Genomic DNA, 25,807 nt, shown 5'->3' on the forward strand with positions numbered 1-25,807 from the left:
CTCAAATCTCCGGAAAACGCCAGGCGGTGCGCGCCCATTCCGGTGGGAGGGGAGCGTCGACGACACGCCCAAGGCCGAAATGGGCATGAACAAACGTATCGCCGCAGCAAACGGCGAGATGGCGCTGCGCAGCCGACACCGCGATCAACGCCAGATCGCCCGCGAGCGGTTCGCCCGTTCGCAGCATACATCCGGCCGCCGCCAGCCCGGCCGCCAACCGATCGCGATTGTCGGCGGCAAGGCAATAGTCCTGCGGCGTACAAAACGAGAGCCCCGCGCCCTTCGCCGCCGCGATGGCGACACCGACGCAGTCGAGGGCAAGGCCCGGCACGCGCCCCTGCACGCGGCAGGGCGTGCCCACACAGGCCCGCGCCGCGCGCACGATGTCGGCGTGGCGCGAATGCCTGTCCGTCACAGGCTTGGATAGCGGATTACGGAATCGGTGCCGGGCACATGAGGCTCTCCGCGAAAATTGTCCTTGTTCTGAAAGCGGTCCCGGCAGGTCGAAAAGCGGCGGTCACAGCCCTCGCGCAGCTCCACGAGTTCGCCCGGCGCCAGCCGCGCGGCAACCGCCTCGCGCAGATCAACGGATACGCCATCCGAAGCGACGATTTCGAAATCCAGCCCCGCGAGCGCGCCGGCGAGCGGCCGAAGCCGTCCATAGGCAAGCGCACTGCTCGGCAGCGCGCAATCGGTCTCGATGCGCGCCGCGCCCGTCACCGCCGTCACGCACGCGATATGCGTCAGCGGCGCCAGCGCCACGCGGCAGCGCGCATCGCCCAGCCGCGCGCGGCATTCCGGCGTGCAGAGCGCGATCGGCGTACGATCGAGGTCCGCGTGCGCACTTTTCAGTTCCGCTTCGAAGCGGTCATCGCGGCGCACGATGTCGCCGATCTCGCCACTCGCCAGCAGTATTGAAGCCGTTGGCGCGCTCCAGTCGACAAGCGATAGCGTCGCACAGGCACGGTCGTAGCGGCCCGTCGCGATATCGTCGGCGCGGATGCGACCGCTGCCGAGCGCGCCCGACACCTCCATGCCGCCGCCCTCGATTGAATCGGCGTGGGCGACCGCCGAAGGCACCATGCCGGGCACGGGCGAGCAGGCCATGCCGTCCACGACGAGTGGGCGGTCGTGCGACGTGAAACCAAGCGCCGCGCCGTCCGCGCGCTCGATTCGCCAGCAGAAGGCAAGGCTCGTCGTTTCCTCTTCAAGCGCGGCGGCAAGCGTTTCCGGGATAGCGCGCATCAGGCCTCGCGCACTTCGATGATGGGAGCAGAGGGCATCTCGCCCGCGCGCCAGCCCTGCAGAGAGGCTTCGATACTGTCCTCGGCGAAGCGCACGGGCACGTCGAACAGGAAGCCCGCCGTCACCGCCGCGGCAGGCGCGGTATCGAATGTCACCGATCCCCCTTCGAGCGACCAGCCGTCCGTCAACTCCGTGCCCGCAACCGCCACACGCACGCTGCCGGCATCGGGCCGCGTTATGTGCCGCGTTTCGCCTTCGCCATAGCGCTTCACCAACGGAAACACCGTCCGCACGCCGTCACCCGCGCCCAACATCTGATCGAGCGGCGAGGGGGCGCCCGTCATACCGTTCGAGCTGAAATCGAAGGGATCGCGAAACCGGAACGCGAACGCCCGCCCGCGCCGCGCGCGGAAGAAGGCGATCAGCGTCGCAAGATCCTCCTCCGAGCGCACGCCCGGCCCGGCGTCGTAGCGCAGCCGCGCCTGTGCCCAGTCGCTGTTCCTCTGCTCGTATCCCGAAACGCTGGTCACGACCTGCGTCGAAAACAGCGGACCGCCGCTGGCGCCTTCCGCAAGCGCCAGCGGAAACGCCACGTCATGAAAGCCCAAGGGCGCATCCTCCTCGATCTCGAAAAACGTGAATCCGTCGCGCATAACCTGCGGAAAGGCCCACACGAAGGTTTCGGCGACCCGGCTCAGCGCATCTTCCGCAGCCTCCGCGATCGGCTGCCAAAGGTGCCCTTCCGCACCGTTCAGCACGAAGCCCGCGAAATAATGCTGCTCGGCAGACGCATAGCCGAGCGCATCCGAAACCGCCGCCCGCGCCCGCCGCATCCCGCCCGCGTTGCCGTCGGTGACGAAGTCGTAGTCCTCCAGCTGCAGCACATCGAACGCCGGATACGCCCACGCCGCGGGCATGTTCACCGCCGCGAGCCACGCAGCCTCGGGCCTCAGCACCTGCGGCGCATAGAACAGCAGCGCCACCTTTATGCCCGGCGCCGCGCCCTTCACTGCATCGCGCAGCGCCAGCGTCGAAGCCCCCAGCTTCCCGCCCAGCCATGCATGATACGCCGTCTGCGCCGTGGTCGGTGTTTCGGAAACGTCCGCCATCGCGGGCGGCGCAGCAAGGCCCGTCTCCGCCGTGTAAGCCGCCGTCGCCGCCGCGTCGTGGAAACAGGGCGTGCGATCCACCCCGAATCCCGTCCACCACCACGGCTCCCCGATCTGGAACCAGGGCGCCCCGAACCCTGCGAACGCCTCGCCCACACTCCGTAGCCAAACCATCGCATCGTCGTTCGCGGGCGAAAGCAGAGTCGAGGGTGGGTCCCAGCCCGTGAGCGCAGGCGACCCGTTGCCTGCGCGCTGCTTCCACTCCTCGGGCGCGTGCGCGTCAAACAGTTCGTAGCTCAGCGACAGGACGACCTGATACCCGAGCGCCCCGGCGCGCGCGCAGAAATCCTGGTGCCAAACCCGGCAGGGCGCGTTCAGCGGATCCCCCTCCGCAACAACGAACCGCACGCCGTCCCAGCCGAGCCGGAAATAATGGCTCATCCCCACATAGTGGTTGAACCACGCCCGGTAGCCGAGCTTCAGCGCGTTCCCCACCACGCGCTCCGGCGTCAGATTATAACTGTCGTCGTACCCTCCCGCCATGCGCAGGCGGTGCGGGGGCAGGCAGGCGTCGCCGATCTCCAGCACCGAGGATGGCCCGTCGCAGCGCATGCCCTCGATCCGGACCGTTGCCACGCCAGGCACGGCGAGCGGCACGTCCTCCCGCGTATATCCGCCCGGCACCACCGAGATGAACATCCGGTCGATATCGCCTGCCCACACCGGGTCCGCCTCGCCCGGGAGCAGGAAGCCGCCGTCCATCGCATCGAAGTCGAGCGTGATCACCGCATCGTCCGGCTCGCCCTCGGCATAGTTCCACAGCCGCACGTACCAGCTCTTCGGTACGCCCGCGGCATCGCGCCCCTCGATCGTAAGCGTCGGCCCGTCGAGTTCATGGAGCTTCCGGCAGTCGCCTTCCGATCGCCACCGGAAGGAAAGCTGCGTCCCCCGATAGTCCCGCCGCGTCTCATAGGCGATCAGCGGATGGTCCCAGCGGTCGGCGCTTTCCCAGATCAGCCCGACGAGATCGTTCGCGTTATAGAACGCCGCGTCGATCCGCAGCGCGTCGGACGCCGTCGTCACCACGCTTCCCATCGCGGGCCGCGCGAAATCGACCGTCCAGTAGCGCGCGTCGAAGCGCTTCATCCAATCCCGCCGTATGCCGTCGCCCGGCTTCGCCAGCCAGTGCATCAGCGCCCCTCGGCGCGCAGCAGCGCCTGCCGCACCGCGCGCGCCACTTGTCGGCCGCTCTTTGCCATGAAGGCGGGCGAAGCGTCGGCGGGCGCATTCACCCTCACGTTGATCGTGGCCCCGCCGCGCGCGGCGCCCGTCTCGATGCGTCCGCTGGCGGTCGGCACGAACACCTCCGGACCCCGCTCGCCAACGAGGTAGGCCTGCCCCGGCGAGACCGGGCCTCCCGTCGCGCGCCCCGGCAAGCCGAAGGCGGTCATCGCGGCGCTCGCCAGCGTCCCGAAAATACCGCTCGAACCCCCGCCCCCCGCGCCGAAGTTCATCTTCAGCGTCGAGGCTGCGATCTCGTTCATCACCGAAAGCACGCTGCGCTTCAGGTCCTCGAACCCGAACTTGCCCGTCCTGATGAAGCGATTAAGCGCGCTTTCCATCGCGCTCCCCGCCCGGTCCATGCCCGCCTGCAGCGGTCCATCCAGTTGCCGCGACATCGTATCGACATCGCGCGCAAAGCCCTGCGTATCCGCGCGCACCTTCAGCACGAGCGTTTCGATTTCATCATCCATCGTCGCGTTCCATCAATTGCCGCAGTTCCGCAGCGCCCAGCGCCTCGCCCTCAGGCGCCGGCCCCAGCGCGTTCAGCAGATCGGCGGGCGTCGCCGCCCAGAAATCATCGGGCCGCCACCCCAGCCGCGCCGCGAGCCCCGCCGCCCGCCGCGCACAGTCGGAAAAGCTCATCGCCCGGCAAGGATTTGCGTCAGCAGCGTTTTCAGCGCAGGCGTCGCCGCCGCGAGTCCCCCCGCCACAAGCGCCTCGGAGAATGCCTCCCGCTCCGCGCCCTGCGGATCGAGGCAGTGCCAGAACAGCCCCGCCATCTCGGCCAGCGAAAGCTGCCCCGCCGCCGCGCGCTCGACGAGCCCGAACAGCGGCCCCAACTCCGCCTCCGCCGCCACCAGCGCCGCAAAGCTCGGCCGCAACCGCAACCGCTCGTCCGCGATCAGAAGCTCAGCTTCACCGCGCAGGGGGTTCGCAGTCACGCCGTCACCACCGGCCCGGCGCTTTCCAGCGCGAGCGTGTACGTCCGCTCCCCGCCGAAATCGCCCGCGTAGTCGAGCCGCGTCACCAAAAACGGCCCCTGCATTTTCTCGCCGCTCTCGAAGCTCAGCTCATACCCCGCCACCGTGCCGCCGAGCGCCAGCGTCTTCAGCTGCGCCTCGGCGGCCGACCCGGTGAACACCCCCGCGCCGGACACGGAAACATGCCGAACCCCGCCCCCCGAAAGCAGCTCGCGCCATCCCCCCGATCCCTTGTTCGTCACCGCGACCGCCTCGCTCGCGATCGACATCTGCGTCGTGCGCAGCCCCGCGATCGTCTGGTACGTCGCGGGCGCTCCCCCGTTCGAAAGTTTCAGCAGGAACGCGCTGCCCTTTTCGGCTGCCATCATCGTGTCTCCTTCAAAGCGTTTCGGTGCGCGCGCGAAATTCGATGGTGCCGCTCACCATCCCGCGCGCGGGGTCGGATGCCGTGCGGCTGCGCAGCATGTCGTTGGTGACGAGCCGGTGACCCTCGAGCGCAGCGATCCCCAGCACCGCCGTTTCCACTGCGCCGAGAACGGGCTTCAACGCCGAAACCGCGTCCCCCGCGGCCCACGCGGTCACGGCATAAAGATGCTGCCGCCGCCGCTCGGTCTTGGTCGAAATGTCGGTCACGAGATCCGGCCCGATTGTCAGGTAGGGCAGCACCGCGCCTGGCGGCGGCCCGTCGTAGACACCCGTCGCCAACGAACCCGCCAACCCACCCAAAGCCGCGTACAGCGCCTGCTGCAGCGCAAGTCCCGCATCACTCATAAAAGGCTCCTCAACCAAGCGCCCGGCCAGCGGAGCCGCGCGTCGCTGATCGCCCGCCGCCGCAAACCGTGCCCGGCGAGCCGGATTTCGCTGCCCTCCGCGCGGATGGACACGCCGGGCAGATCATCCGCCAGTCCCGCGAGCCGCCGCACGATCCGATGCTCGGCACGGCCGGAAATTTGTGCAGCTTTGCTGCGCAGCAAATCCTGGAATTTCATACCCTTGCTTCTGCTCTGAGGAGGATGCGATCAGGCCGCAGCGGATCGCGCGTCGCGGCGATCACGGTCAGCGCCTGTCCACGCCACTGCAAGCGGTCCCCGACCTTTGCCGAAGCCTCCCCGCGCATCACGATCGTGTAGCGCGCAGGCGCCGAGAGCCGTTCGGCCCGCGCACCGATCACAGGCGTCTCGCTCTCCACGCTCGCCCACATCGGCGCGCCGAACACGGGATCGCCGGCCGCGCCCGCAGCATCGCCCGCGGTGTGGACCCCGATCGCAACGCGCTCTTTCAGCGCACCCGCCAGCTCGCCGCTCATGCGAGGCGCATCCGCCGCCAGGGCCGCCAAAGCGCCGCAACCGCCGCAGGCGGCCCCGCGTCGCCCGCAGCGTCGCGGTGCCCATAAAGGTGCGCGGTCAGCCGCACGATGCCCTGCCGCAGCGGCTCGGGCACGCCGTTCCAGTCCCCGGCCAGCCCCGCTTCCACCACGATGCGCGCTGGCGTACGCCCGGAAACACGCACCCAGCCATCGCCGGAAGCGTCTGTCAGACTGTCGAACGCAGCGGCATCCTCACCAACGAACGCGCCTTCGAAGCTGCGCACGGGTGTCGCCGCCAGCCGGTGCCACTCACCGTCAGCCGCAACCGTCTCGCTGCGTTCCTCCGCGATCAGCACTTGCCCCGTGAAGGCCTCGCACAGCGCTGCAGCGCTCCGCACCAGCCCGGCGAGCAGCGCATCCTCCTCAACTCCATCGATGCGCAGATACGCCTTCACCTCGCCGAGCGAGACGGCAAGCGGCGCGCTCATCGTTCGTCCACCCGGATGGAAAGCGCGCGTTCCTCGATACGCCCGCTCGTCAGCGTCACCCGATTGGTCACGCGATAGACGTGGCCGGGGATGCCGCCCTGAAGCGTCGCCGAAGCGCGCCCGGCTTCGCTCGCAGCCCCATCCACGGCAATGCCGCCCGGCTCCTCGGGCGCCACGATCCATACGCTGGCGGCGATCGTGTCGCCCGCCAGATAGCCCGCCGCCCAGTCGACCGTGTAGTCGATCCGCGCGCCGGGATCCTTCAGATAGAATCCCATCGCAAACTCCGTGGTTGATCTGGTCAGGCCGCGCCGACGCCGAGCACGCGGCTGTCCGGCCGCACGCGCAGCACCGCGCCGGACAGGGCGGGCGGGATGAGACCCGTGCTGAGAACAGGCCGCGCCGCGCGGTGCGGCATCGATGCGCCCGCGCCCCGCACCAGTCCCGCCGCCGTCAGAGTGGACGCAGCCACATGCTGGCTGTGACGGCAGGACGCCGCCGCGATTTGTCCTGCGAGCGACAGCGCCGCTGCGCTGCTCTGCTGCACGTGCGCGGCACCCGCAGGCGCGAGCCACGGCGTCAATGCCGCCGGGCCGGACTGCATGCTCTGCACCGCCGCCGCCGGACTCAGCGCGGCGCCGAACCAGCCGTCTTGATATGTATCCGCAAGCGCAGGGCCGATCGTGTCGACGCTAGCGCCGATCTCGCTCAGGAAATCCGCGAAGGCGTAAGACCATTCGAATGTGATGCCGAAGCCGCCCACGGTTCCGGCTCGCGCAAACGCCGTGCTGCTGCCCGTCGAACTCGAAGAATAATTGTGCAGCGATGTGCCGTAGAGCGTCTCGACATTGGCGATGAACGCGCTTTCCGCGCCGCTCGCACCGTCCTTGTACGTCCCGAACTGCGCGCCGCTGAACGTATGGCTGTGCCATGCGATCTGGCCGGCGCAATTCAGCAGGCTCGCGGCATTCACGCCCCATTCGGCCACAAGCAGCGCAACGCTCGCCTCGATGCTGAGGATCGGATCGGCAACGTCGCTGCGGTTGATCGCGTTCGATCCCCAGGCCCGGTTGGGATCGTCGCCGACATCTCCGGCCTCCGCGACGCCGCGCGCCATGCCGCCGACCATGCCCGCCGTATTGGTGATGAGGAACACGTGCTCGAATGCGCTGCGCAGACTGTCGTGGTCAGCGTCGTCCACGCTCATCAGCCGTTCGGCGAAGCGCAGCATGGCGCGCAGCCCGCCCCATTCGCCCGCGTGCGTCCAGGTGTGAAACAGCCGCGTCTTCGGTCCCGAGGCGCTGGCGTCTGTTATGCCGAATGCGAAGGCATATGTGTCACCGACAGCGATTCCGTCCGGGCTCACGAGGTCCGGAAAATCGTAATACGCATATTTGTTCGGCGCCGAGGCCGAAACGCCGAGCGCCGCGCACGCCGCCGGACGGCACATGTGCGCGTTCGCGTCCCACGTCGTCAGCCAGGCCTCCAGCTCAGCGTAGGGCACCGGCGGAATGTTGGCGATCTGGATCACCGCTTCGGCGAAGGCACCCGTCTTCGCAAAGGTCAGCAGCGATCCCGAAACCGATCGGCTGTCGAACGGCACCCAGGCAGACATGTCGCCGATCGTGGAGCCATATCGCCAGTAAAGCCGGTTGCTCGCGGGCGGTGTCGATTGCCGCCAGTTCGCGAAGTCGAGCGTGAACGTCGGCGAACGCCCCGCCTCTTTCAGGTCGACGGTCGCGTAAAACCCTTCCCACTTCGATCCGGGGATGTTCGCGTTCATTTCAGGATCGCCGAACAGCGCGATGGTCGGCGTGGTCGTGCTGCCACCGGTGATGACCGTTGCCCCAACATCGATGTCGCCGCCGCCCGGCGGACGCGACAGCGTCGGCGTGATATCGGCTACGCCGGGAAGCGGCGACCCCGCCGTGTGGCCCGACCTGGCGCCGGCAGGGGCAAGCGAACCGGCTGCCGCGCCCTGAAGGATCAGGCCCACGACGTGGTTCGATCCGTTCGACCAGCTGCCGCTTGCCGGCGTGAACGGATAGCAGATACCCGTCAGCGTTTGCGCCTCGCCCGGAGCATGGTCCGCAACGCCCATCGCCCCGCCCGACGCGCCCGATCCGACTGCGGCGGTCAATCGCGCGGCCCCGTGGGAGGGGCTGCCCCACGTGCAGCCCGCCGCGGTCACGACCTGAAGATAAACCAGCCGTGCATCGGCGGGCACGTCGATGTCGAACGTTGCGCACGCGGCGCTCGATCCCGGCGCATAGGCGGGCGTGGAAACTGCGCCCGGGCTGCCGGCGTCATATTCGATTACCGCGATCTGGATGTCGCTGCCCGTCACGCCGTTGTGGCTCACCGAAAGCGGCGCGCTGCCCGTCGCGGCGTTCTCCAGAACCCACATGTCGGCAACGTCCACCGTGGCCGACGAACCGAGGTCGCCCTTGTTTGCGCGCGTAAAGCTCTGCGCACCGCGCGCAATGCCGGTGATGGCAAGCGGCGACGATGCGTTCGCACGCTCGTGGTCGATCACCGCGATCAGCGTGTGACCGCTGCCCGAAACGGCATAGGCGTCCGTGGCGATCGGGCTCGCGTTCGCCGTCGTGTCGACATGGACAACGGCGGCGTTCACGAATTGGGGAGCGGTCATGGCCTTGTGCCTCTCAGGCCGGATCGCCGATTTCGATATCCCACCCGCCGAAGCTCACGGTGCTTGCGGCAACCAGCGGCTGCGCGGGGCAGGTCGTCACATAAAGCAGCCGCGATCCGGCGGCATCGAGCAGCGCCACATGCGTCGCGGTGCCCGATGCGGTGATGGCGACATCGCTTTTCGCCGCAACGCTGAGGCGCCGCCCGGAGGTGACGCCCTCGCCAATCGTGAAGTCCGCGCTCGTCATCGCCGCATCGGCAAGTGCGCCGCTGTTTGCGGCGCCGTAGCTCGCGGGTTCGGCGGCGAGTGCCACCATGCGTGTGGCGCCCGTCTTCACGGCGCCGAGCGCCGCATCGAGCACGTCGTTGTGCACGGCTTTCGCCATGTCCTGTCTCCTTGTTTCGTGAAAAAGGGGTGCGCCGCAGCGGCAGGGGGACCGCCGCGGCGCGTTCGCTGCGGCTAGGCCGCGGCGAATTTCAAAAGCTTGATCGCTTCCGAATTGGCGACCGCGCCGCCGATCCGTTTCGTCGCGTAGAAATGCACGAACGGCTTGTGCGAATAGGGATCGCGCAGGATGCGCGTCGCCGTGCGTTCGGCGATCACATAACCGGCCGCGAAATTGCCGAACGCGATCGAAAGGCTGCCCGCGCCGATATCCGGCATCGCCTCGGCCTCCACCACCGGATAGCCGAGCAGCGTCGCCGGCTGCCCCTCAGCGAGACCCGGACGCCACAGGAAATTCTCGTCGCCGTCCTTCATCTTGCGCACCCGCGCCAGCGTCTTCGAATTCATCACGAACACCGCGCCCTGCCGGTAAACGGGCCGCAGCAGATGCACGAGGTCGATCAGCGCGTTCTCCGGTTCACTCGCCGTGAAGTTCCCGGAAACGCCCGTCGCCAGATGCTGCAGCGTCCCGAACGCCCGAACCGCATCCCCGGTCGCGGCGGTCGCATAGCTCAGGAACCCCTTGGGCTGGTTCGTCCCGTTCCCGTTCACGAACGCCGCGCCTTCCACGGCGGCGAACTCGCGGGCGATCTCGTCCGAAAGCCAGCTTTCCACGTCGAACGCCACATCGTCGAGCATCGCCTGGCTCGCCGCCGGGTTCGCATAAAGCTCTCCCATGGGCGGCGCGATTTCGTTGAAGTCGGGCGTTTCCGTCTCGGGCCTTGCCGCGATGTCCGAAACCCAGCCCGAAGCGAAGCCGCCGCTCGCCACCAGCTTGCGGTAATTGCTGCTCCCCACCTTCACCACGTTCGCGATCGCGCGAATGGGCGAGATGTCCTTCAAGGTCGCGTCGATCTTCTGATCGATTTCCACAGGCACCGCATAGCCGCCGTCGCTGTCTGCAAGCGACATCGCCTTCACCTCCGGCGCGGCAATCCCCTTGCGCAGATACCCGTCCGCAAACGCCTTCCGCTCCGGCACAGCCTCGTGCCCAAGCGCCGGCCGCCCAGCCTTCACCAGCTCGGCCGTCAGCGCCGCCACTTCGCCGCGCAGCACATCCACCTGCGCCGCCTCAACCTCACCGTCCGCCTTCACTTCATAGTCCATGGGATCCTCCTTCTGTGATTGAAAAAACCCGCGCGAGCGGCTGCATGGGAAAGGTCACCAGCGAGACCTCGATCAGCTCCACCGCCAGCAGTTCGCGAAGCCCCCGCGCCCGGTCGGCCCGCGCGCGCTTCACGCGGTATCCGAACGACAACCCGGAAAGCGCCCCGGCGCGCAGCAAACTCGCCGCCTCCCGTGCCCCCGCGCTCCCGTCCGCAAGCCGCGCCGAAATCCGAAGCCCGCGCCCGTCCTCCTCGACCCGCTCGACAAGCCCCACCGGCCGCGCCGCATCGTGCTGCCACAGCAGCGGCACCGCCCCCGCGCCCACAAAAGCGCCCTTCCGCACCACGTCCCGCCCCCGGTCCGGCACATCGAACACAGCCGCATAGCCGGCGAGGCGCAGCGCGCCTTCCGTTCCCATCATCCGCAATGTCCTCGCTGTTATTCGGCGAACACGCCCTTGAGGCCCACGGTCACCGCCAGCCCCATCACCAGCCCCGCGAGCGTCAAGCGCACCAGCCAGCCGACAAGCGCCGCCCGCGCGCTTTTCTTCGCCTCGCGCCACGCGCCGAGCAGCGCGCGCAGTTCACCCACGTCATGCGCCGCCTTCGCGTCGGTCAGCCCCACGCGCGCCAGTGCCCGCGCCGCGCCCACCTCGCTCGCCTCTTCCACGAGCGCGCGCAGCGTCACCAGGTCCGCGCCCTTCCCCGCCGCCTGCGCGATAAGGCCCGTCAGCATCGCGGCTTCATTCACGCGAAGTCCTCCGCATCGATCCCGAGCAGCCGCCGCTTCTCTTCACCTGAAAGGAAATCCGCCGCGCTCACCTGCGCCCACAAAATCTCGCGGTCGTGCGACAGCGCCGGAATCTCGTCCTTGTCGATCGCGACGCTCGCGTCCGCCCACCAGTGCGAAAGCCACCCCGAAAGCGCCTCCACGATCCGCTGGGCGAGCGGCAGCACCGTCAGCCGCCACAGCGCTCGATTGGCTTCCGAATAGTTCGCATACGTATTGTCGCCCGGCAGCCCCAGCAGCATCGGCGGCACCCCGAAGGCGAGCGCGATGTCGCGCGCGGCGGCGGCGTGCATTCCGGCGAAATCCATGTCGGCGGGCGTCATCGAGAGCGCCTGCCATTTCAGCCCGCCTTCCAGCAGCATCGGTCGCCCCGCGTTCCCAGCCCCCGCGAAGCTCGCCTCCATCTCGGCGCGCAGCCGCGCGAACTGCGCCGGAGACAGCGCGCCCTCGCCCTCGAACACCAGCGCGCCGGAGGGCCGCGCCGCATTGCCGAGCAGCGCGCGGTTCCACGCCGCCGCCGCATTGTGCGTCGCCACCGCCCCCGCCGCCGCCGCCAGGCAGCCGAGCCCATAATGATCGTCGGTCGGGTTCAGCATCCGGATGTGCAGCACGCCGGCACCATCACCCGATCCGCAGCCATGCGCCGGAAGCCGCACTGCCGTCTCTCCGGCGCGGTAGAGATACGCCGCCGGCCACCCGCGCGCGTCGCCTTCCACCGTCACCCGGTCCGGCCGCAGCGCGTGCAGTTCCGCAGGCCGCCCGCCCGCGCCGATCGCCGCGTCCACATAGGCGTTGCCGTGCAGCAGAAGATGCACCGCCAGCGTTTCCAGAAACCCCGCCCGCGTCTCGCGCGGATTGGGCTGCGCGATCAGCCCCGCGAGCGCCCCGCCCGAAACTTTGAGCGGCGCCGATCCCGCACTCTCCGCAACCAGCCGGATTGCCCGGCTCGCGACAGGATTGCGCGTCAAAGCCTCGCGCACCCGCGCCGCATAAGACGCAGGCACATCGCCCGCGTCCCAGCCCCCGCCATAGCCCAGCACATGACGCGGCAAGGCCGGACGCCCGCTCTTGCGGCCGAACCAGTTCAACATCAGCGATCTCCAAAAAAGAAGAAAATCCCCCTCGCCCCGTTGGGGAGAGGGATGGGGAGAGGGGACAATCAAAAAACCGATCTACGCCCCCTTCAGGAGCGGCGCAGAACCCTCAATCCACGACAAACAATCGCGCACCCACCGCGCTCACCGACCGGTGCGCCATCGCGCCATCACCCACGTGATACGACATCCCCGGCGTCAGCGTGACCCGCCGCCCATCGGCAAGCTCGGTCACCAGCTCGCCCTCCAGGCAGAGCAATATATGCCCCTTCTCGCACCAGTGATCGGCGAGATACCCCGGCGAATAGTCCACCATCCGCACCCGGATCGCCCCGAACTGCCGTGTCCGCCAGACGGCGTGGCCGGTCTCGCCGGGATACACAGTCTCGGGGGCAGAGGCCCAGTCCATCGTTTCGAAGGCGAGTGGTTCGATGTGCATGGTAACGACTTCTCCGGAATCATGATGCCGCCGACCATAACGCCCCCGTTCGCCAAGGCGATACCCGCGCCCGAAGCATTCTGCCGAACACCCCGCCTCCACCACCACCTCGGTGGACCCGAATTCGGCACCATTTGAAGGCGCTGAGTTAAGTGCAGCGAGAGCGGCCGCCTGAACAGCAAGATCGTTCGCTGCCGCCTTCCCGGCACAGCTTTGATCGACGTTTACCTTTTGCGGCAAAGGTTCGGTCAGAGCGTCATTACTCCGCCTCACCAAGGGTGACCCCGATCTCCTCGACCGCACCCTTCGGACTCAGTTTAACGTAAAGGATGGCATCGGTGCCATCCTGAAGTTTAACGGGCCCGTCGTAGACACGTGGTGCAGACCGCGTGAGCGTAACGCCAGCCCGAACGCTCACAGTGCTTAACGATTTGTCCTTGTCCGCAACGCCGGCAAGCCCAAATGGTAGGCGTTTACCCGCCTCCGATCGGAGGTACCGTTGCCTTGTCACTGTGTTCCCAAAGATCGTCCACCGCGAGTTATTACGCGTTAGAATTTCGCAGTCATCTGGCGTGCAAGGCCCGCGTCGTAGCCCCGAAACGCCGTCAGCGTTCTCAACGTGAGTTCCGACGGCTGAGAAAGCCTTCAAGGTCGGCGAACCCGCAAAAGCCATCGTTGGAAACAGCAATGCCGCGATAACAGTCTTTTTCATCCCCCATCTCCTCATGGGCGGTACAAGCACCTCCATCATGGATATGCGAGTCCGGCGGATAGCAGCCAATTTTGCGCAGAAGGATGGTCATAGCTGGCAAAACCCTCCAATCGTCCGCCTCCGCTGCTCGACGATCACTGAGCACTCTGCCGTCCAAACACAGGTCGAGAGTCGGCCAGAACATACCCTCGACCGTCACCCCGGCAAAGGCCGGGCCCATAACGGTCCTGCACAGCTTCACAGCCGCGAGAAGCCAAACTACTGTTTCGCCTCTCAACATGATCGGAATTGTACATGTCGAGTGATCACCAGCATGGACCATTAACCGGCGTAGGGCGGCGTGAGCTTCTCGCCATCACGGGAATTGTGGCCCTCTATGCAAAGCCTGCATCCGCGTGCGTCATCCTCGAAGGCGCTGAAGCGCTTGAAGAGATCGTGAAAACATTCCTCTATGCGTTGAACGAGCGACAGTTTGAACGCCTCGCGCCCCTCCTGTCCGACGATTTCCGGTTCTTCCCCGATTTGAATGAATCGCCGGTGGACGGAAACGCGTACATCGCCGGCCTTCAAGGCGAGCCGACGCCCAAGCGCGATGGCATAAAATCCCGCACCATAGATGTTTCCGACTTTCAGCTTGTGCAGTTCGAGTTCGTTGAGTTTGAAGACATCCCGCCCGAACGCCAGACAAGCTGCGGCAACGACTTTAATTGGCAGAAGCGAATTGCGATTTATGATGTGACGGTGCTGCCCGTCGACCCCCCGGTCATTACCCTGCAATCCTTGTCATCACCAAAACCCTCGCACGCGCCGACAGCAAAGCCGGAAACGCCTCTCGACAGAACGAGGATAAAATCGATCAGGCACATAACGCTTCCGTTACTCGACAATCGCTGAGCTGGCGTCCATCCGGGGCTCGGTTCGCCTCCGATTCAGAACACACTCTACCCGTCACCCCGGCAAAGGCCGGGGTCCATAACTACGGTCGCATGGATACCGGCCTTCGCCGGTATGACGAGGGGGCGGGCGATGATTTGTTTAAGGACGGTACGTTCGCTAGAATGCAATCGCTGCAAACATGACAAGGGTGCTCACAAAGACGACAATCCAAACCATCGCCGACACATCTGCCAGACGTGCCCAAAATCTTGACTCCGAGAGCAGCGGACTGTCCCGATCTATGTCATCGGGATTCACGCCCGTTTGTTCGCAGAGTGCAAAAGTGAAGCGATCCCACAGGTCCGGTTTGCTCAATTCCTCGGCCGGAAGAACTCTTTGAAGAGCTGTGAACACATCCCCAGCAGTGAGCCAGCCTTGCGCATCCGCGTAATCCAGCTTCACGCCAAAGGTCCGCTCAACGTCGGCTATCGCCGCGATCTCATCCCCATCGCCACCGAGCCCGACGCTTCTGGAAGGGTTTTCCGTCACGGCGAGAGGATAGCCGAAAAGGTTTTCCCTACAATACCGGCTCCATGCCATTCCCTCAAACCACCCGCACCCCCGGCCGCGCACTCTTCCCCATAAGCGCCCACACCGCCCAGACCAGCGCATCCGCCCGGTCCGGCGAGCGTCCCGGCCCTTCGTAGCCGCCCCCGGCGATCAGCCCGCACAGCTCGTCCTCCAGCGCCGGAAATGCGCCCGCATGATGCACGCGCCCGGCTTCGTATTGCGCCGCGACCGGCTCGGCGCGGATCGCCTTGCCGCGTGTCGCGCGCACCGATTTCACGGGCAGCGCCTCGTCCACGGCGGCGAGCACGCGCGCGACCATGTCGCCGCCGTTGTTTACCTCCGCGATCACGCGGTCCGCGCCGTGCCGCGCGGCAGCGTCTGAAACCGCGCGTGCCCAGCCTTCGGGGGACAGGCCTTCGACGCTCGCATCTTCGATCACCACGATCGTGCCATCCGCGCGCAGCCCCGCCGCGACGATCCCGCACACCGATCCCGCGCCGTGCCCGGCGGGCGGATCGACACCAATCACCACGCGCGCGAAGCCCTCATCGTGCGCCCCGGTCACCGGCACCCGGCATCGCTCGATCAGCGCGCGCGACCAGAGCGCGCCCTCCACCTCCTCGATCATCTCGCCGTCCAGTTCCTGCCGCCCCAGTCGCGTGCCGCCGTAAGCCTCCGTCACCGCCGCCAGAAAGGCGGGGGGCAGGTTTGCCGCATTCTCCGCCGTGCGCCCGCGCGTCACGATGAGGGCGTGTCCCGCCATCGCCTCTTCAAGCAGGCGGCGCACCAGCGGCACGGGGCGCGGCGTCGTCGTCAGCACCGCGCGCGGCGCGCTTCCCAACCGTAGCCCCATGCGCAGGTTCATCCACACGTCGAGGCCGCGTGGCCATTTCGCGATCTCGTCTCCCCAGGCGTGGCTATGCTGCGCGCCGCGCAGCGCATCCGGATCGTCCGCCGAATAGAGAAAGCCCTGCGCGCCCGTCGGCCACGAAAGTCGCCGCAGCGAAGGCTCGAATTCGGGGCGCCAATCCGCGCGCACGCGAAGCAGGCCGGATTCGCCTTCCACCATCACGGCGCGCGCTTCATGCAGCGTCGTACCCACAATGGCGATGCGCGCGCCGCCGTTTCGCGCCGCGCGCTGCACCCATTCGGCGCCCGTGCGCGTCTTGCCGAAGCCGCGCCCCGCCATCACCAGCCAGGTGTGCCAGTCGCCCGGCGGCACGACCTGCGAAGCCCGCGCGCGCGAATACCAGCTGCCGACAAGCACGTTTTGCTTTTTAACGGCGATCCCCTCCATTGCCTCGGAGAACTCCGCCGGCGTCATCGCCTCCAGCCGGGCTTTCAGGGTCAAGGCTGTCACGCGTCGCCCTCTACCCGTCGTGCTTCGATGGCGGTCGCGCGCGCTTCCACGGTGCGATACAGCGTCAGGGCTTCATCCTCCGCCTCCTCGCCCACAATCATCGCATAGGCCTCCGGCCTGCGGCGGCTCAGCATGAACATCAGCAGCCGATCCGAATATTCCCGGATGGTCACCGGCACGCCGTTGCCGCGCACCACGGTTTTTTCCACGCCGTTGCGGATGCGGTCGAACGCGATCGCCTCAAGCTCGTCCATCGCGAGCGAAAGCGCATCGTCCCAGGCCCGCGCGAAGGCGGTGTCGCGGCGTCGCAGCGCATAGACACCGCATGTCGCCTTGCCCGTCGCGGCCACGGCGCGGCGCACATTCGCCGTTTCGGCCAGCGTTTCCAGGAAGATCTCGCGCCGTTTCGCCGTCCAGCCGTCGTGTCGCTCGGCGCCGCGGCGCGCCGTGGGCTTGGCGGGTGTCGTGTTCGTCATCGGGCCTCATTCGCTGGAGAAGCGCCGAGCCCCGATGTGAAAACGGCCCCGAAGGCGGTGAAGCCCCGGAGCCGCAATTCCTCAGCGTGTCTGTTCTCTAGCAAAGAGCGGTTCGCTCGTCAAGCATTATTTCACCGATTTGGTTATTATTGCCCCCTTTGGTCGCAGGCGGGTTGTAATGTGGCTGCGGCAGAGGCATTTCGCGCGTCGATCCACATACGCCGTTCATCGGATCGTAATTTTAAGCGGCGTAAGAGACGTTTACCGGGGCCAGGCAATAGAGGTTGAAATGAAAACGATCATCGTCTGCGCCTGTCTTCTGTTCATCGCCGCTGTTGGCGCGATTGCGATTCCGCCGCATGCGGGCGCGATCGCCTCCACGCCGCCTGCCGCCGCAGACGCCGCCGTTCACACGCGGTAATAGTCCGCCACGCGGTCCAGCCCCAGGCATAGCACCACCTTACCGGCACGCGCCGGCCAGCCCATCGCCCGTTCCGCCGTTTCCAGCCCTTCACCCAGGCAGACGGTTCGCGTCAACACATCCGCAAGCCCTCGCCCGGCGTGTGAGAGTGCCCCATCCACGCGCGTTTTCGCGCCGATCTGGGCCGTTGTGGGATCGGGTGCATCCGGCGCGCTGCGCGCACCTCTCGCCACCGGGCCTGCATCCCATGCCATCGTCACGCGCGGGCCTTGCGCGGCGATCAGGAAGTCGCGGCGCAGGCGCACGCCCGCCTCGAACTGGCGGTCGCTGATCTTGCCGCGCGCGTGCAGCCACGCGATCGGCTCTTCCGCGCGGTTGGCGTGGCGCGCGCCTTTCGTGGCCGCGCGGCGGTGCGGCGGGCTGTCGATGCTGTTCACGATCATACGGTTACGGGTCTGGGGCATTCGGGTCTCCCTCGCGTTCGATTGCGAATCGCCCTTGCCATTGCGCTTCGGCTGTAGGACAGTGAAAAATAACCCAATAGGATAATTCGATGCTCACACGCATCCGCGAGGTCCGCAAGGGCAAGGGTCTCACGCTGGCGGACGTCGCGGAGCGCTGCCGCCCCGCCACCACCCCCCAGACCATCGGCCGCCTCGAAACCGGCACCCGCACCGTCTCGGTCGGCTGGCTCAACCGTATCGCCGACGCGCTCGGTGTCGAAGCCGCCGAACTCGTAACCCACCCCGAACGCCCCGACGTTCCCGTCGCCGCGCTCCTCGGCGCGGACGGCGCGCGCGCGCCCACCATGGCGCAGACGCTGCTGCCGCCGCGCCCTTCGGGCGCGATGATCGCGGTGCAGGTCGTCTCCGGAATCGGCGATTACCGCACCGGCGATTCAATCTGGTGCGAGCGGCTGTCGCCCGCCGAGTTCGAGCGCGCGCGCAACCGCGACGTGCTCGTGCCGCGTCCCGCCGGGCGCTTCGTGTTCGGACGCCTCGTCGATCTCGATGGGCAGCGCCTCGCCATCCTGCCGCTTGTCCCCGGCGCACGACAGCTCGTCATTTCCGAAACGCCTTGGCTTGCGGTCGCGGTCACGCTGGTACGGCCACTTTAGGGAGTATGCGCGCGGAAGCGTCGCGGCTAACCGCAGCGCCGAAAGGAAGCCATATGCTCGAAACCGCCACCCGCACCGCCTTCGACGAGGATCACGCCCTCTTCCGCGACAGCGTCCGCAAGTTCTTCGACCGCGAACTTTATCCCAACCTCGATCGGTGGGAGCACGAGGGCATCGTCGACCGCGATTTCTGGCGCGCCTGCGGCGAAGCGGGTCTACTTTGCCCGCAAGTGCCCGAAGAATACGGCGGCCTCGGCCTCGACTACCGCTACAACGCCGTCATAGGGGAGGAACTTTGCTACGCCGGTTCCTCGGCCGGCATCACCCTCCACTCCGACATCGTTGTCGACTACATCATCAACTACGGCTCCGAAGAACAAAAGCGCCGCTGGCTCCCCGGCATGGTCTCGGGCGAGGTCATCACCGCGATCGCAATGACCGAACCCGGCGCGGGCTCGGATCTCCAGGGCGTCAAGACGACCGCGAAGCGCGACGGCAACCACTATGTTGTGAACGGCTCCAAGACCTACATCACCAACGGCCAGAACGCCGACCTCATCATCGTCGTCGCCAAGACCGATCCGGCGCTCGGCGCGAAAGGCACCTCGCTCATCCTCGTCGAAGCCGACCGCGAAGGCTTCGCCCGCGGCCGCAACCTCGACAAGATCGGCCAGCATTCCGCAGACACGTCGGAGCTCTTCTTCAACGACGTCCGCGTGCCGATCACCAACTGCATCGGCGAAGAGAACATGGGCTTCATCTATCTGATGAAGCAACTCCCGCAGGAGCGCCTGCAGATTGCGCTCTCCGGTCAGGCCGTCGCGCAGCGTGCGTTCGACGAGGCCGTGAAGTTCACGAAGGAGCGCAAAGCGTTCGGCAAAACCGTCTTCGATTTCCAGAACACCAAGTTCACGCTCGCCGATCTCGCGACGAAACTCCAGGTCGGCTGGGCGCATCTCGACTGGGCGCTGAAGCGTCACGTCGAGGGTCAACTCACCGCCGCTGAAGCCTCCGCCGCGAAGCTCTGGCATACCGAGCTGCAATGGGATGCCTGCGACCTCTCGCTCCAGCTGCACGGCGGCGCCGGCTACATGAACGAATATCCGATCGCCCGCCTGTGGCGCGACGCGCGCGTGCAGCGCATCTACGGCGGCACGTCGGAGATCATGAAGGAAGTCGTCAGCCGCGCCATCTAGGCGCGGTTAGAAGCTCTCTTCGGCGTAGATTCGCGAAAGATCGCCCGCCCAGCGGCCGTGATAGGCTTCGAGCAGTCGCTCGGCGGGTGTCTTGCCGCTTTCGACAATCTCGAACAGCGGCGCGAGGAAGATCGCCTCGCTGTCGCCAGAGCTGTTGAGCCGAGCGCGCCGCGTCAACCCAGCTTCGGCGATGGCGAGAACTTCCTTACCGAGCTGCTGGAAAGTGCGGCCGCGCGGTCCCTTCGCCTGCAGCCCGAGCTTCGGCACCTCTTCGCGAATGCGGCGGTGGTCCGCGATCGTCCAGTGCTTGACCGCATCCCACGCCGCATCGAGCGCGATGTCGTCGTAGAGCAGCCCCACCCAGAAGGCAGGCAGCGCGCAGATACGATTCCACGGGCCGCCGTCCGCACCGCGCATCTCGAGATAGGACTTGAGGCGCACTTCCGGGAAAGCGGTAGAGATATGATCGTTCCAGTCGCCGAGCGTCGCGCGCTCGCCGGGCAGCGCCGTGAGCTTGCCGTCCATGAAGGCGCGGAAATCCTGTCCGGCGAGATCGACGTACTTGCCGCCGCGCACGGCGAAATACATCGGCACGTCGAGGATATAATCCGCCCAGCGTTCGAAGCCGAAACCATCCTCGAACACGAACGGCAGCATACCGGTGCGCGCCGCATCGGTGTCGGTCCAGATGTGGCTGCGGTAACTAAGGAAGCCGTTCGGCTTGCCTTCGGTGAACGGCGAGTTCGCGAACAGCGCCGTCGCGAGTGGCTGCAGCGCTAGGCTGACGCGGAATTTCTTCACCATGTCGGCCTCGCTCGCATAGTCGAGGTTGGTCTGGATGGTGCAGGTGCGCAGCATCATGTCGAGGCCGAGCGATCCAACGCGCGGCATGTGCCGCAGCATGATGTTGTAGCGTCCCTTGGGCATGATCGGCAGTTCGTCGCGGCGCTTGTCTGGCCACATACCGAGGCCGAGAAAGCCGAGCCCGAGTTCCTTGCCGACCTCTTGCACTTGCTTCAGATGCCGCCCTGTCTCGGCGCAGGTCTGGTGCAGGTTTTCAAGCGGTGCGCCCGAAAGCTCGAACTGTCCGGCGGGTTCGAGACTGACATTCCCATCGTCTCCGGCAAGGGCGATGACGTACCCATTCTCCTCGACCGGTTCCCAGCCGAAGCGCGTCATCGCCATCAGAAGATCCCGGATGCCGCCTTGCTCGTCGTAGGACGGCGCGCGGTGATCGGTTGTGCGATACACGAATTTCTCGTGCTCGGTGCCGATTCGCCAACGCTCCGCGGGCTTGCTGCCGCGCTCGAAAACGCTCAGCAAATCGTCTTTTGACTCGATAGGAAGGGCATCCCCTTCACCGGCCTTGCGCGTGCTCATGGCGAGCGCTTAGCCGTCCTCGCGGCCGCGCGCCAGAGAGGAAATGAGCGAGGCTCAATCCCCCCGCCAATCCCCCGCGAGCGACTGCCAGATCGCCACCGCCGCCGCCGCTGCCGTGTCAGCGCGCAGGATGCGCGGGCCAAGGGACACGCGGACGCACTGTGGCAGCGCCCGGATGGTGGCACGCTCGGTGTCATCAAACCCGCCCTCCGGGCCAATGAGGATCGCTGCGGGTGCGGCAACGCCGGGCAGCACCTTCGCGACAGGCTCGCCGCCTTCCTCGTCGCAGAAGATCAACGCGCGCTCCTCTGGCCAGTCCGCAAGCAGCCCTGCGAGCGGGACGGGATCGCCAAGCTCCGGCAACGCCGTACGTTCGCACTGCTCGGCCGCCTCTATCATGTGCGCGCGAAGGCGGTCGCGCTTCAGATTGCCCACAACCGTGCGCCGCGTGACGGTGGGCACCAATCGCGAGACGCCGAGCTCGCAGGCTTTCTCCGCGAGCCAGTCGATGCGGCCCGCTTTCAGCGGCGCGGCGCAGAGCCAGAGGTCGGGCACCACCTCGCGCGGCTTCAGCAGCGCCTCCGCACGCACCACCACTTCGCGCTTGCCGATGGCGACAATCACCGCCTGCCATTCGCCCGTGCAGTCGTCGAACAACCGGACACCATCACCCTCGCGCAAGCGCATCACGCGCGTCAGATAGTGCCCCGCCGCCGAGGCGAGAGGCAGCGTTGTCCCCGCACCCAGCGGTGTGTCCACGAATAGGCGGGGACCCGCCTTGCTTGACAATGATCGATCACCCATGCTGACCCGCTAGCATGGAGACCCCGCCCCTGACCACGCCGGAACCTGCCGACCGCGCGACGCCCGATGCTGTTGCCGGGAGCTGGGTCGAAATGTTGCCCCGATCGTGGAAGCCTTACGCCCGGCTGGCGCGGGCAGACCGGCCCATCGGCGCGTGGCTGCTGTTCTGGCCCTGCGCGTGGGGCACCGCGCTGGCCGGCGGCCTGCCGCAGGAGACCTATCTGGTTCTGCTGTTCCTGATCGGCTCTTTCGCGATGCGCTCGGCGGGGTGCGTCTACAACGACATCGTTGACCGCGATCTCGATGCCAGCGTCGAGCGCACGCGTGATCGCCCGCTCGCCAGCGGCGCGGTATCGTTGAAAGCCGCCTGGGCCCTGCTCGGCGGCCTGTCGCTGCTCGGCCTCGTCGTGCTGCTGCAGCTCGGCGGGTTCGCACAGGTGGTCGCGCTGGGCTCTTTGCTGCTGGTCGCGGGTTACCCATTCATGAAGCGCATCACCTGGTGGCCGCAAGCTTGGCTCGGCCTCACATTCAACTGGGGCGCCCTCGTCGGCTTCGCCGTGATAGCCGGCGGCCTGCCGCCCGCTGCGCTCGTGCTTTATGCGGCCGGCGTTTTCTGGACGCTCGGCTACGACACGATTTACGCGCTGCAGGACATTGAGGACGATGCGCTGGCGGGCATCAAGTCTTCGGCCCGTCGGCTCGGCGGCAATGTACGCACGGGCGTGGCGATCTTTTATGCCATCACGATCCTCCTGCTCGCCACCGCGCTCCTCCTTGCCGCGCCGGAGCGGCCGCTCGCGCTTGCGGCGCTGCTGCCGGCAGCGCTGCACATGCTCTGGCAGGTCCGCGCATTGCGCGGCGCCGACACGCTCGGCGCACTGCGCCTGTTCCGCGCGAACACGACGACGGGTACTCTGGTCTTCGCCGCCTGCCTTGCTGCGGGACTTTGACGGACACGCACCAAGCGCTTATGCGCGGCAGCCATGCTTGATCCGAACGCCGCGCTCGACCGCCTCGACCACGCCATCGCCCGCGCCAAGGCGCTGGGCGCAGATGCCGCCGATGCGATCTACTTCGGGGACATGTCGTCGAGCGTGCACGTCCGGCTCGGCGAACTTGAAGACATCGGCCGTTCGGAGGCCGAGGAAATCGGCATCCGCGTCTTCATCGGCCAGCGGAGCGCCAACGTCTCCTCGTCGGACCTCTCCGCCGCCGCGCTTGCGGCCGCTGCCGAGCGTGCGGTCGCGATGGCGCGCGAGGCACCAGAGGATCGCTACGCCGGGCTCGCCCCCGCCGAGCGGCTGACGAAGGGGCCCTGGCCCGCGCTCGATATCGATGACGGCGCCGATATCCCGGTCGAAGCGCTGCGGGCCCGCGCGCTTGCCGCCGAGGACGCGGCGCGCGCGGTGGAGGGCGTCAGCAATTCGCAGGGCGCCTCCGCCAGCACCGGCCGCGCCGTCTATGCACTCGCCACCTCGCACGGCTTCGCGGGCGCTTATTCGGGCAGTTCCTACGGCGTCTCCGCCTCGATCATCGCCGGGTCGGGCGACGCGATGCAGCGTGACTTCGCCTATCACAGCGCGCGGCATGACGCCGACCTGGAGACACCCGAGGCCGTTGGCCGACTTGCGGGCGAGCGTGCCGTTTCGCGACTATCGCCCGCCAAACTTGCGACCGGCGCTATGCCGGTGGTGTTCGACCCGCGCGTCGCGGGATCGTTGCTCGGCCATTTCGCGGGCGCGATCAGTGGATCGGCGATCACGCGCGGTACCAGCTTCCTCAAGGATTCGCTGGGGCAGGAGATCTTCCCGCGCGGTCTTTCGATCGTTGACGATCCGCTGCGTGTTCGCGGCCTCCGTTCCCGGCCGTTCGACGGCGAGGGGCTGCCGACGGCGCGCACGCTGCTCGTCGACGGGGGCCATCTCACCGGCTGGCTGCTCGACAGCGCCTCTGCGCGGCAGCTGGGCAGCAGCCCATCCGGCCATGCCTCGCGCGGCGTTTCGGGTCCGCCGGGCGTCTCCACATCGAACCTCTACATGGAGGCCGGCACGCAGAGCCGCAGCGCGCTTATCGCGGACATCCGCCGGGGCTTGCTTGTCACCGAGCTCATCGGCCAGGGCGTCAACGTCGTCACCGGTGATTACAGCCGGGGCGCGGCAGGCTTCTTGATCGAGGACGGCGAGATCACGAGTGCGGTCGCCGAGATCACCGTTGCCGGAAATCTGAAGTCCATGTTCCTGAACCTGACCCCCGCCGACGACCTGGTGTTCCGCTATGCCGTGAACGCGCCGACGCTGCGCATCGAGGGCATGACCGTGGCGGGCGCCTGAACCCTCACAAGTAGAGGAAGTGGAGGCCAAGTAAGGTTTTTCGGTTCGGGCCTGCGCCCGGATTTCAAAGAACCCGCAAGGCTTGCACGCGCTTTCCTATTTCGGAAGCCCCAATGCTTCAGGATATCTTCGGAACGCCGAGGCGCGGAATCGCGCGGGCGGGGCAATCGTCCATCACCACCTTGAGACCCGCGGCCTCCGCCTTCGCGGCGGCATCTTCGTTGATGACGCCGAGCTGCATCCACACCGCCTTCGCGCCGATGGCGATCGCTTCGTCGACGATCGGTCCAACCGCTTCTGAGCGGCGAAAAATCTCGACCATATCGACAGGCCTGGGCACTTCGGGAAGCGAACCGTAGACGGTTTCGCCATGAAGCGTGGAGCCGGCAAGCGTCGGGTTCACGGGTATGACGCGGTAACCGCGGCCCTGCAGATAGGCCATCACACCGTGGCTGGCGCGATCCGAGCGATCGGACGCGCCGACCATCGCAATGGTGCGGGTGGTCGTCAGCAGGTCGCGAATATCGTCAGCGGACGTCAGTGGCATGTCTGGTCTCCTTCAAGGCTGCCATGACCTGAACGGCGATGCGGCGGAAGGCGTTCCCTGCCGGGTCGTCGCGAAGCGCAACGGGCGTTCCGGCATCGCTCGCCTCGCGGATAGCCATCTCGAGGGGAATAACGCCGAGGAAGGGCAAACCCATCGCCTTCGCGGCCTGTTCAGCGCCGCCGTGGCCGAAGATATGGCTTTCGTGCCCGCAGTTCGGGCAGTGGAAGGTCGACATGTTCTCGATCATGCCGAGGACCGGCACGCCGACCTTGCCGAACATCGCGACCGCCTTCTTCGCGTCGATGAGCGCGAGATCCTGCGGCGTCGAGACGATCACCGCACCCGCGAGCGGCACCTTCTGCGCCATCGTGAGCTGGATGTCGCCCGTGCCCGGCGGCAGATCGACGACGAGCACGTCGAGCGGACCCCACTGCGTCTGCGTCAGCATCTGCATCAGCGCGCTCGATGCCATCGGCCCGCGCCAGACGACGGCGCGATCGGGATCGGTCATCGCGCCCATCGAGACGGCCTTCAACCCGTGCACTTCCGCGGGCTGGATCAGCTTCTCGCGCAGCGTCAGCCGCTCCTGCCGCCCCATCAGCATCGGTACCGACGGGCCATAGATGTCGGCATCGAGCAGCCCGACCTTGAGGCCTTGGGACGCGAGCGAGACGGCGAGGTTCGCCGCTACGGTCGACTTGCCGACACCACCCTTGCCGGAGCCGACGGCGACGATGTGGCGGATTTCGGGAAGCGGCGCGGGCGCGGTGGGGTGCGGCCCCTGCGGCGCATCGCCGCGTTCGGCCGTGGTGATGATCCGCGCGCCCTCGACACCCGGCACGGACCGCAGCGCGGCGTCGACGCGCGCCTCCATCGTCTTCGCGTCGTGCGGTGAAAGCCCGTCCACGGCGAGCACCAGCCCCGCTTGAGCGCTTCGCAGCACGATGCCCGAAACGCGCCCGGCGCTGACGATATCCTTGCCCGATACCGGATCGGCCAGCCGCTCAAGCGCAGTACGCAACAGGTCTTCGCCCGCCATTTTCACTCCTTGCCGGTCAGCATGTCTCGCAAATGCGCGGA

34 protein-coding genes are annotated in these 25,807 nt (G+C 67.1%); 6 read left to right on the forward strand and 28 right to left on the reverse strand.

Annotation, left to right across the window (positions count from 1 at the left end; all coding sequences use genetic code 11):
• Position 1: 1 nt before the first annotated feature.
• From DFR51_RS11570 to DFR51_RS18830, 20 genes are all read right to left on the reverse strand, one after another.
• Positions 2-415: a peptidoglycan endopeptidase gene (locus tag DFR51_RS11570; RefSeq protein WP_121051242.1), complete on the reverse strand. Its 414-nt coding sequence runs from the start codon at positions 413-415 to the stop codon at positions 2-4.
• Complete coding sequence (locus tag DFR51_RS11575; RefSeq protein ID WP_121051244.1) at positions 412-1,245, reverse strand: DUF2163 domain-containing protein; 834 nt, start codon at positions 1,243-1,245, stop codon at positions 412-414. Before DFR51_RS11575 ends, DFR51_RS11570 begins: the two co-directional genes overlap by 4 nt.
• Positions 1,245-3,545: a DUF2460 domain-containing protein gene (locus tag DFR51_RS11580; protein ID WP_121051246.1), complete on the reverse strand. Its 2,301-nt coding sequence runs from the start codon at positions 3,543-3,545 to the stop codon at positions 1,245-1,247. The genes DFR51_RS11575 and DFR51_RS11580 overlap by 1 nt, the downstream gene beginning before the upstream one ends.
• The gene (locus DFR51_RS11585) at positions 3,545-4,108 is read right to left on the reverse strand and encodes a phage tail tape measure C-terminal domain-containing protein (protein WP_121051248.1); all 564 of its coding nucleotides are present in this window, start codon (positions 4,106-4,108) and stop codon (positions 3,545-3,547) included. The genes DFR51_RS11580 and DFR51_RS11585 overlap by 1 nt, the downstream gene beginning before the upstream one ends.
• Entirely contained in the window at positions 4,101-4,280 is a 180-nt protein-coding gene (locus DFR51_RS11590; RefSeq protein ID WP_121051250.1) for a phage tail assembly chaperone, read from the reverse strand. Before DFR51_RS11590 ends, DFR51_RS11585 begins: the two co-directional genes overlap by 8 nt.
• Complete coding sequence (locus DFR51_RS11595; protein ID WP_121051252.1) at positions 4,277-4,579, reverse strand: GTA-gp10 family protein; 303 nt, start codon at positions 4,577-4,579, stop codon at positions 4,277-4,279. The genes DFR51_RS11590 and DFR51_RS11595 overlap by 4 nt, the downstream gene beginning before the upstream one ends.
• A complete protein-coding gene (locus tag DFR51_RS11600; RefSeq protein ID WP_121051609.1) occupies positions 4,576-4,983 on the reverse strand; it encodes a phage tail tube protein in 408 nt (135 codons plus the stop codon). Before DFR51_RS11600 ends, DFR51_RS11595 begins: the two co-directional genes overlap by 4 nt.
• Positions 4,984-4,996: 13 nt before the next feature.
• On the reverse strand, positions 4,997-5,389 hold the full coding sequence (locus DFR51_RS11605) for a DUF3168 domain-containing protein (RefSeq protein ID WP_121051254.1): 393 nt from the start codon (positions 5,387-5,389) through the stop codon (positions 4,997-4,999).
• Positions 5,386-5,607, reverse strand: a complete 222-nt coding sequence (locus tag DFR51_RS11610; protein ID WP_121051256.1) for a hypothetical protein — start codon at positions 5,605-5,607, stop codon at positions 5,386-5,388. The genes DFR51_RS11605 and DFR51_RS11610 overlap by 4 nt, the downstream gene beginning before the upstream one ends.
• On the reverse strand, positions 5,604-5,924 hold the full coding sequence (locus tag DFR51_RS11615; protein WP_121051258.1) for a head-tail adaptor protein: 321 nt from the start codon (positions 5,922-5,924) through the stop codon (positions 5,604-5,606). Before DFR51_RS11615 ends, DFR51_RS11610 begins: the two co-directional genes overlap by 4 nt.
• Complete coding sequence (locus DFR51_RS11620; RefSeq protein WP_121051260.1) at positions 5,921-6,412, reverse strand: head-tail connector protein; 492 nt, start codon at positions 6,410-6,412, stop codon at positions 5,921-5,923. The genes DFR51_RS11615 and DFR51_RS11620 overlap by 4 nt, the downstream gene beginning before the upstream one ends.
• On the reverse strand, positions 6,409-6,690 hold the full coding sequence (locus DFR51_RS11625) for a phage fiber-tail adaptor protein (protein ID WP_121051262.1): 282 nt from the start codon (positions 6,688-6,690) through the stop codon (positions 6,409-6,411). Before DFR51_RS11625 ends, DFR51_RS11620 begins: the two co-directional genes overlap by 4 nt.
• Before the next feature lie 23 nt (positions 6,691-6,713).
• Complete coding sequence (locus DFR51_RS11630) at positions 6,714-9,065, reverse strand: hypothetical protein (protein WP_121051264.1); 2,352 nt, start codon at positions 9,063-9,065, stop codon at positions 6,714-6,716.
• A gap of 13 nt (positions 9,066-9,078) precedes the next feature.
• Positions 9,079-9,450: a hypothetical protein gene (locus tag DFR51_RS11635; protein WP_121051266.1), complete on the reverse strand. Its 372-nt coding sequence runs from the start codon at positions 9,448-9,450 to the stop codon at positions 9,079-9,081.
• A 74-nt stretch (positions 9,451-9,524) separates the two neighbouring features.
• Positions 9,525-10,616: a phage major capsid protein gene (locus DFR51_RS11640; RefSeq protein ID WP_121051268.1), complete on the reverse strand. Its 1,092-nt coding sequence runs from the start codon at positions 10,614-10,616 to the stop codon at positions 9,525-9,527.
• On the reverse strand, positions 10,606-11,037 hold the full coding sequence (locus tag DFR51_RS11645) for an HK97 family phage prohead protease (protein WP_121051270.1): 432 nt from the start codon (positions 11,035-11,037) through the stop codon (positions 10,606-10,608). Before DFR51_RS11645 ends, DFR51_RS11640 begins: the two co-directional genes overlap by 11 nt.
• Positions 11,038-11,054: 17 nt before the next feature.
• Positions 11,055-11,366 carry a DUF6127 family protein gene (locus tag DFR51_RS11650; protein WP_243445516.1) on the reverse strand — a complete coding sequence of 104 codons (312 nt, stop codon included), beginning with the start codon at positions 11,364-11,366 and terminating at the stop codon, positions 11,055-11,057.
• Entirely contained in the window at positions 11,363-12,493 is a 1,131-nt protein-coding gene (locus DFR51_RS11655; RefSeq protein ID WP_420853150.1) for a phage portal protein, read from the reverse strand. The genes DFR51_RS11650 and DFR51_RS11655 overlap by 4 nt, the downstream gene beginning before the upstream one ends.
• A 115-nt stretch (positions 12,494-12,608) precedes the next feature.
• Positions 12,609-12,938, reverse strand: coding sequence for a DHCW motif cupin fold protein (locus tag DFR51_RS11660; protein WP_121051274.1), 330 nt, complete (start codon positions 12,936-12,938; stop codon positions 12,609-12,611).
• A 614-nt stretch (positions 12,939-13,552) separates the two neighbouring features.
• Positions 13,553-13,741 (reverse strand): hypothetical protein, encoded by a 189-nt coding sequence (locus DFR51_RS18830; protein WP_126494487.1) that lies wholly within the window; start codon positions 13,739-13,741, stop codon positions 13,553-13,555.
• 203 nt (positions 13,742-13,944) lie between these two features.
• Between DFR51_RS18830 and DFR51_RS18835 the strand changes: the two genes are divergently transcribed.
• Positions 13,945-14,544, forward strand: a complete 600-nt coding sequence (locus DFR51_RS18835) for a nuclear transport factor 2 family protein (protein ID WP_126494489.1) — start codon at positions 13,945-13,947, stop codon at positions 14,542-14,544.
• A 159-nt stretch (positions 14,545-14,703) separates the two neighbouring features.
• Here the strand turns inward: DFR51_RS18835 and DFR51_RS11675 are convergent, their stop codons facing one another.
• Genes DFR51_RS11675 through DFR51_RS11685 form a run of 3 tightly spaced genes read right to left on the reverse strand, consistent with a single transcriptional unit; the run spans position 14,704 to position 16,932 of the window.
• On the reverse strand, positions 14,704-15,075 hold the full coding sequence (locus tag DFR51_RS11675) for a hypothetical protein (protein WP_126494491.1): 372 nt from the start codon (positions 15,073-15,075) through the stop codon (positions 14,704-14,706).
• Between the two features lie 55 nt (positions 15,076-15,130).
• Entirely contained in the window at positions 15,131-16,393 is a 1,263-nt protein-coding gene (locus DFR51_RS11680; RefSeq protein WP_243445620.1) for a DNA-packaging protein, read from the reverse strand.
• Positions 16,394-16,452: 59 nt separating this feature from the next.
• Positions 16,453-16,932 carry a hypothetical protein gene (locus DFR51_RS11685; protein ID WP_121051282.1) on the reverse strand — a complete coding sequence of 160 codons (480 nt, stop codon included), beginning with the start codon at positions 16,930-16,932 and terminating at the stop codon, positions 16,453-16,455.
• 289 nt (positions 16,933-17,221) lie between these two features.
• On the opposite strand from DFR51_RS11685, the gene DFR51_RS19510 reads away from it, so the two are divergent.
• On the forward strand, positions 17,222-17,353 hold the full coding sequence (locus DFR51_RS19510) for a hypothetical protein (RefSeq protein WP_276330567.1): 132 nt from the start codon (positions 17,222-17,224) through the stop codon (positions 17,351-17,353).
• Here the strand turns inward: DFR51_RS19510 and DFR51_RS11690 are convergent.
• Positions 17,341-17,817, reverse strand: coding sequence for a DUF6456 domain-containing protein (locus tag DFR51_RS11690; RefSeq protein ID WP_243445517.1), 477 nt, complete (start codon positions 17,815-17,817; stop codon positions 17,341-17,343). The two genes, DFR51_RS19510 and DFR51_RS11690, sit on opposite strands and share 13 nt — an antisense overlap.
• An 89-nt stretch (positions 17,818-17,906) precedes the next feature.
• On the opposite strand from DFR51_RS11690, the gene DFR51_RS11695 reads away from it, so the two are divergent.
• Together DFR51_RS11695 and DFR51_RS11700 are read left to right on the forward strand one after the other, a co-directional pair.
• Entirely contained in the window at positions 17,907-18,470 is a 564-nt protein-coding gene (locus DFR51_RS11695) for a helix-turn-helix domain-containing protein (protein WP_121051284.1), read from the forward strand.
• A 53-nt stretch (positions 18,471-18,523) separates the two neighbouring features.
• Positions 18,524-19,666, forward strand: a complete 1,143-nt coding sequence (locus DFR51_RS11700) for an acyl-CoA dehydrogenase family protein (protein ID WP_121051617.1) — start codon at positions 18,524-18,526, stop codon at positions 19,664-19,666.
• Positions 19,667-19,672: 6 nt separating this feature from the next.
• Here the strand turns inward: DFR51_RS11700 and DFR51_RS11705 are convergent, their stop codons facing one another.
• Together DFR51_RS11705 and DFR51_RS11710 are read right to left on the reverse strand one after the other, a co-directional pair.
• Positions 19,673-21,046 carry a glutamate--cysteine ligase gene (locus DFR51_RS11705; protein WP_121051287.1) on the reverse strand — a complete coding sequence of 458 codons (1,374 nt, stop codon included), beginning with the start codon at positions 21,044-21,046 and terminating at the stop codon, positions 19,673-19,675.
• 54 nt (positions 21,047-21,100) lie between these two features.
• A complete protein-coding gene (locus tag DFR51_RS11710; protein ID WP_121051289.1) occupies positions 21,101-21,850 on the reverse strand; it encodes a 16S rRNA (uracil(1498)-N(3))-methyltransferase in 750 nt (249 codons plus the stop codon).
• A gap of 14 nt (positions 21,851-21,864) precedes the next feature.
• Between DFR51_RS11710 and ubiA the strand changes: the two genes are divergently transcribed.
• Together ubiA and DFR51_RS11720 are read left to right on the forward strand one after the other, a co-directional pair.
• Entirely contained in the window at positions 21,865-22,800 is a 936-nt protein-coding gene (gene ubiA / locus DFR51_RS11715) for a 4-hydroxybenzoate octaprenyltransferase (protein WP_121051291.1), read from the forward strand.
• Between the two features lie 33 nt (positions 22,801-22,833).
• Positions 22,834-24,180, forward strand: a complete 1,347-nt coding sequence (locus DFR51_RS11720; protein WP_121051293.1) for a TldD/PmbA family protein — start codon at positions 22,834-22,836, stop codon at positions 24,178-24,180.
• A gap of 118 nt (positions 24,181-24,298) precedes the next feature.
• Here the strand turns inward: DFR51_RS11720 and DFR51_RS11725 are convergent, their stop codons facing one another.
• A complete protein-coding gene (locus DFR51_RS11725) occupies positions 24,299-24,727 on the reverse strand; it encodes a CoA-binding protein (protein WP_121051295.1) in 429 nt (142 codons plus the stop codon).
• Positions 24,708-25,766 carry an Mrp/NBP35 family ATP-binding protein gene (locus DFR51_RS11730; protein ID WP_121051297.1) on the reverse strand — a complete coding sequence of 353 codons (1,059 nt, stop codon included), beginning with the start codon at positions 25,764-25,766 and terminating at the stop codon, positions 24,708-24,710. The genes DFR51_RS11725 and DFR51_RS11730 overlap by 20 nt, the downstream gene beginning before the upstream one ends.
• Positions 25,767-25,807 lie beyond the last annotated feature (41 nt).

This window comes from Sphingosinicella microcystinivorans, assembly GCF_003634215.1.
In the GTDB taxonomy this organism is placed as follows: domain Bacteria; phylum Pseudomonadota; class Alphaproteobacteria; order Sphingomonadales; family Sphingomonadaceae; genus Sphingosinicella; species Sphingosinicella microcystinivorans.

Coding starts and splice junctions, on each gene's coding strand:
- DFR51_RS11575 (WP_121051244.1), bottom strand. CDS start 1,245: ATGCGCGCTATCCCGGAAACGCTTGCCGCCGCGCTTGAAGAGGAAACG.
- DFR51_RS11580 (WP_121051246.1), bottom strand. CDS start 3,545: ATGCACTGGCTGGCGAAGCCGGGCGACGGCATACGGCGGGATTGGATG.
- DFR51_RS11585 (WP_121051248.1), bottom strand. CDS start 4,108: ATGGATGATGAAATCGAAACGCTCGTGCTGAAGGTGCGCGCGGATACG.
- DFR51_RS11590 (WP_121051250.1), bottom strand. CDS start 4,280: ATGAGCTTTTCCGACTGTGCGCGGCGGGCGGCGGGGCTCGCGGCGCGG.
- DFR51_RS11600 (WP_121051609.1), bottom strand. CDS start 4,983: ATGGCAGCCGAAAAGGGCAGCGCGTTCCTGCTGAAACTTTCGAACGGG.
- DFR51_RS11605 (WP_121051254.1), bottom strand. CDS start 5,389: ATGAGTGATGCGGGACTTGCGCTGCAGCAGGCGCTGTACGCGGCTTTG.
- DFR51_RS11610 (WP_121051256.1), bottom strand. CDS start 5,607: ATGAAATTCCAGGATTTGCTGCGCAGCAAAGCTGCACAAATTTCCGGC.
- DFR51_RS11615 (WP_121051258.1), bottom strand. CDS start 5,924: ATGAGCGGCGAGCTGGCGGGTGCGCTGAAAGAGCGCGTTGCGATCGGG.
- DFR51_RS11620 (WP_121051260.1), bottom strand. CDS start 6,412: ATGAGCGCGCCGCTTGCCGTCTCGCTCGGCGAGGTGAAGGCGTATCTG.
- DFR51_RS11625 (WP_121051262.1), bottom strand. CDS start 6,690: ATGGGATTCTATCTGAAGGATCCCGGCGCGCGGATCGACTACACGGTC.
- DFR51_RS11630 (WP_121051264.1), bottom strand. CDS start 9,065: ATGACCGCTCCCCAATTCGTGAACGCCGCCGTTGTCCATGTCGACACG.
- DFR51_RS11635 (WP_121051266.1), bottom strand. CDS start 9,450: ATGGCGAAAGCCGTGCACAACGACGTGCTCGATGCGGCGCTCGGCGCC.
- DFR51_RS11640 (WP_121051268.1), bottom strand. CDS start 10,616: ATGGACTATGAAGTGAAGGCGGACGGTGAGGTTGAGGCGGCGCAGGTG.
- DFR51_RS11645 (WP_121051270.1), bottom strand. CDS start 11,037: ATGATGGGAACGGAAGGCGCGCTGCGCCTCGCCGGCTATGCGGCTGTG.
- DFR51_RS11660 (WP_121051274.1), bottom strand. CDS start 12,938: ATGCACATCGAACCACTCGCCTTCGAAACGATGGACTGGGCCTCTGCC.
- DFR51_RS18830 (WP_126494487.1), bottom strand. CDS start 13,741: ATGACCATCCTTCTGCGCAAAATTGGCTGCTATCCGCCGGACTCGCAT.
- DFR51_RS18835 (WP_126494489.1), top strand. CDS start 13,945: ATGTCGAGTGATCACCAGCATGGACCATTAACCGGCGTAGGGCGGCGT.
- DFR51_RS11680 (WP_243445620.1), bottom strand. CDS start 16,393: ATGGAGGGGATCGCCGTTAAAAAGCAAAACGTGCTTGTCGGCAGCTGG.
- DFR51_RS11685 (WP_121051282.1), bottom strand. CDS start 16,932: ATGACGAACACGACACCCGCCAAGCCCACGGCGCGCCGCGGCGCCGAG.
- DFR51_RS19510 (WP_276330567.1), top strand. CDS start 17,222: ATGAAAACGATCATCGTCTGCGCCTGTCTTCTGTTCATCGCCGCTGTT.
- DFR51_RS11690 (WP_243445517.1), bottom strand. CDS start 17,817: ATGCCCCAGACCCGTAACCGTATGATCGTGAACAGCATCGACAGCCCG.
- DFR51_RS11695 (WP_121051284.1), top strand. CDS start 17,907: ATGCTCACACGCATCCGCGAGGTCCGCAAGGGCAAGGGTCTCACGCTG.
- DFR51_RS11700 (WP_121051617.1), top strand. CDS start 18,524: ATGCTCGAAACCGCCACCCGCACCGCCTTCGACGAGGATCACGCCCTC.
- DFR51_RS11705 (WP_121051287.1), bottom strand. CDS start 21,046: ATGAGCACGCGCAAGGCCGGTGAAGGGGATGCCCTTCCTATCGAGTCA.
- DFR51_RS11710 (WP_121051289.1), bottom strand. CDS start 21,850: ATGGGTGATCGATCATTGTCAAGCAAGGCGGGTCCCCGCCTATTCGTG.
- ubiA (WP_121051291.1), top strand. CDS start 21,865: ATGGAGACCCCGCCCCTGACCACGCCGGAACCTGCCGACCGCGCGACG.
- DFR51_RS11720 (WP_121051293.1), top strand. CDS start 22,834: ATGCTTGATCCGAACGCCGCGCTCGACCGCCTCGACCACGCCATCGCC.
- DFR51_RS11725 (WP_121051295.1), bottom strand. CDS start 24,727: ATGCCACTGACGTCCGCTGACGATATTCGCGACCTGCTGACGACCACC.
- DFR51_RS11730 (WP_121051297.1), bottom strand. CDS start 25,766: ATGGCGGGCGAAGACCTGTTGCGTACTGCGCTTGAGCGGCTGGCCGAT.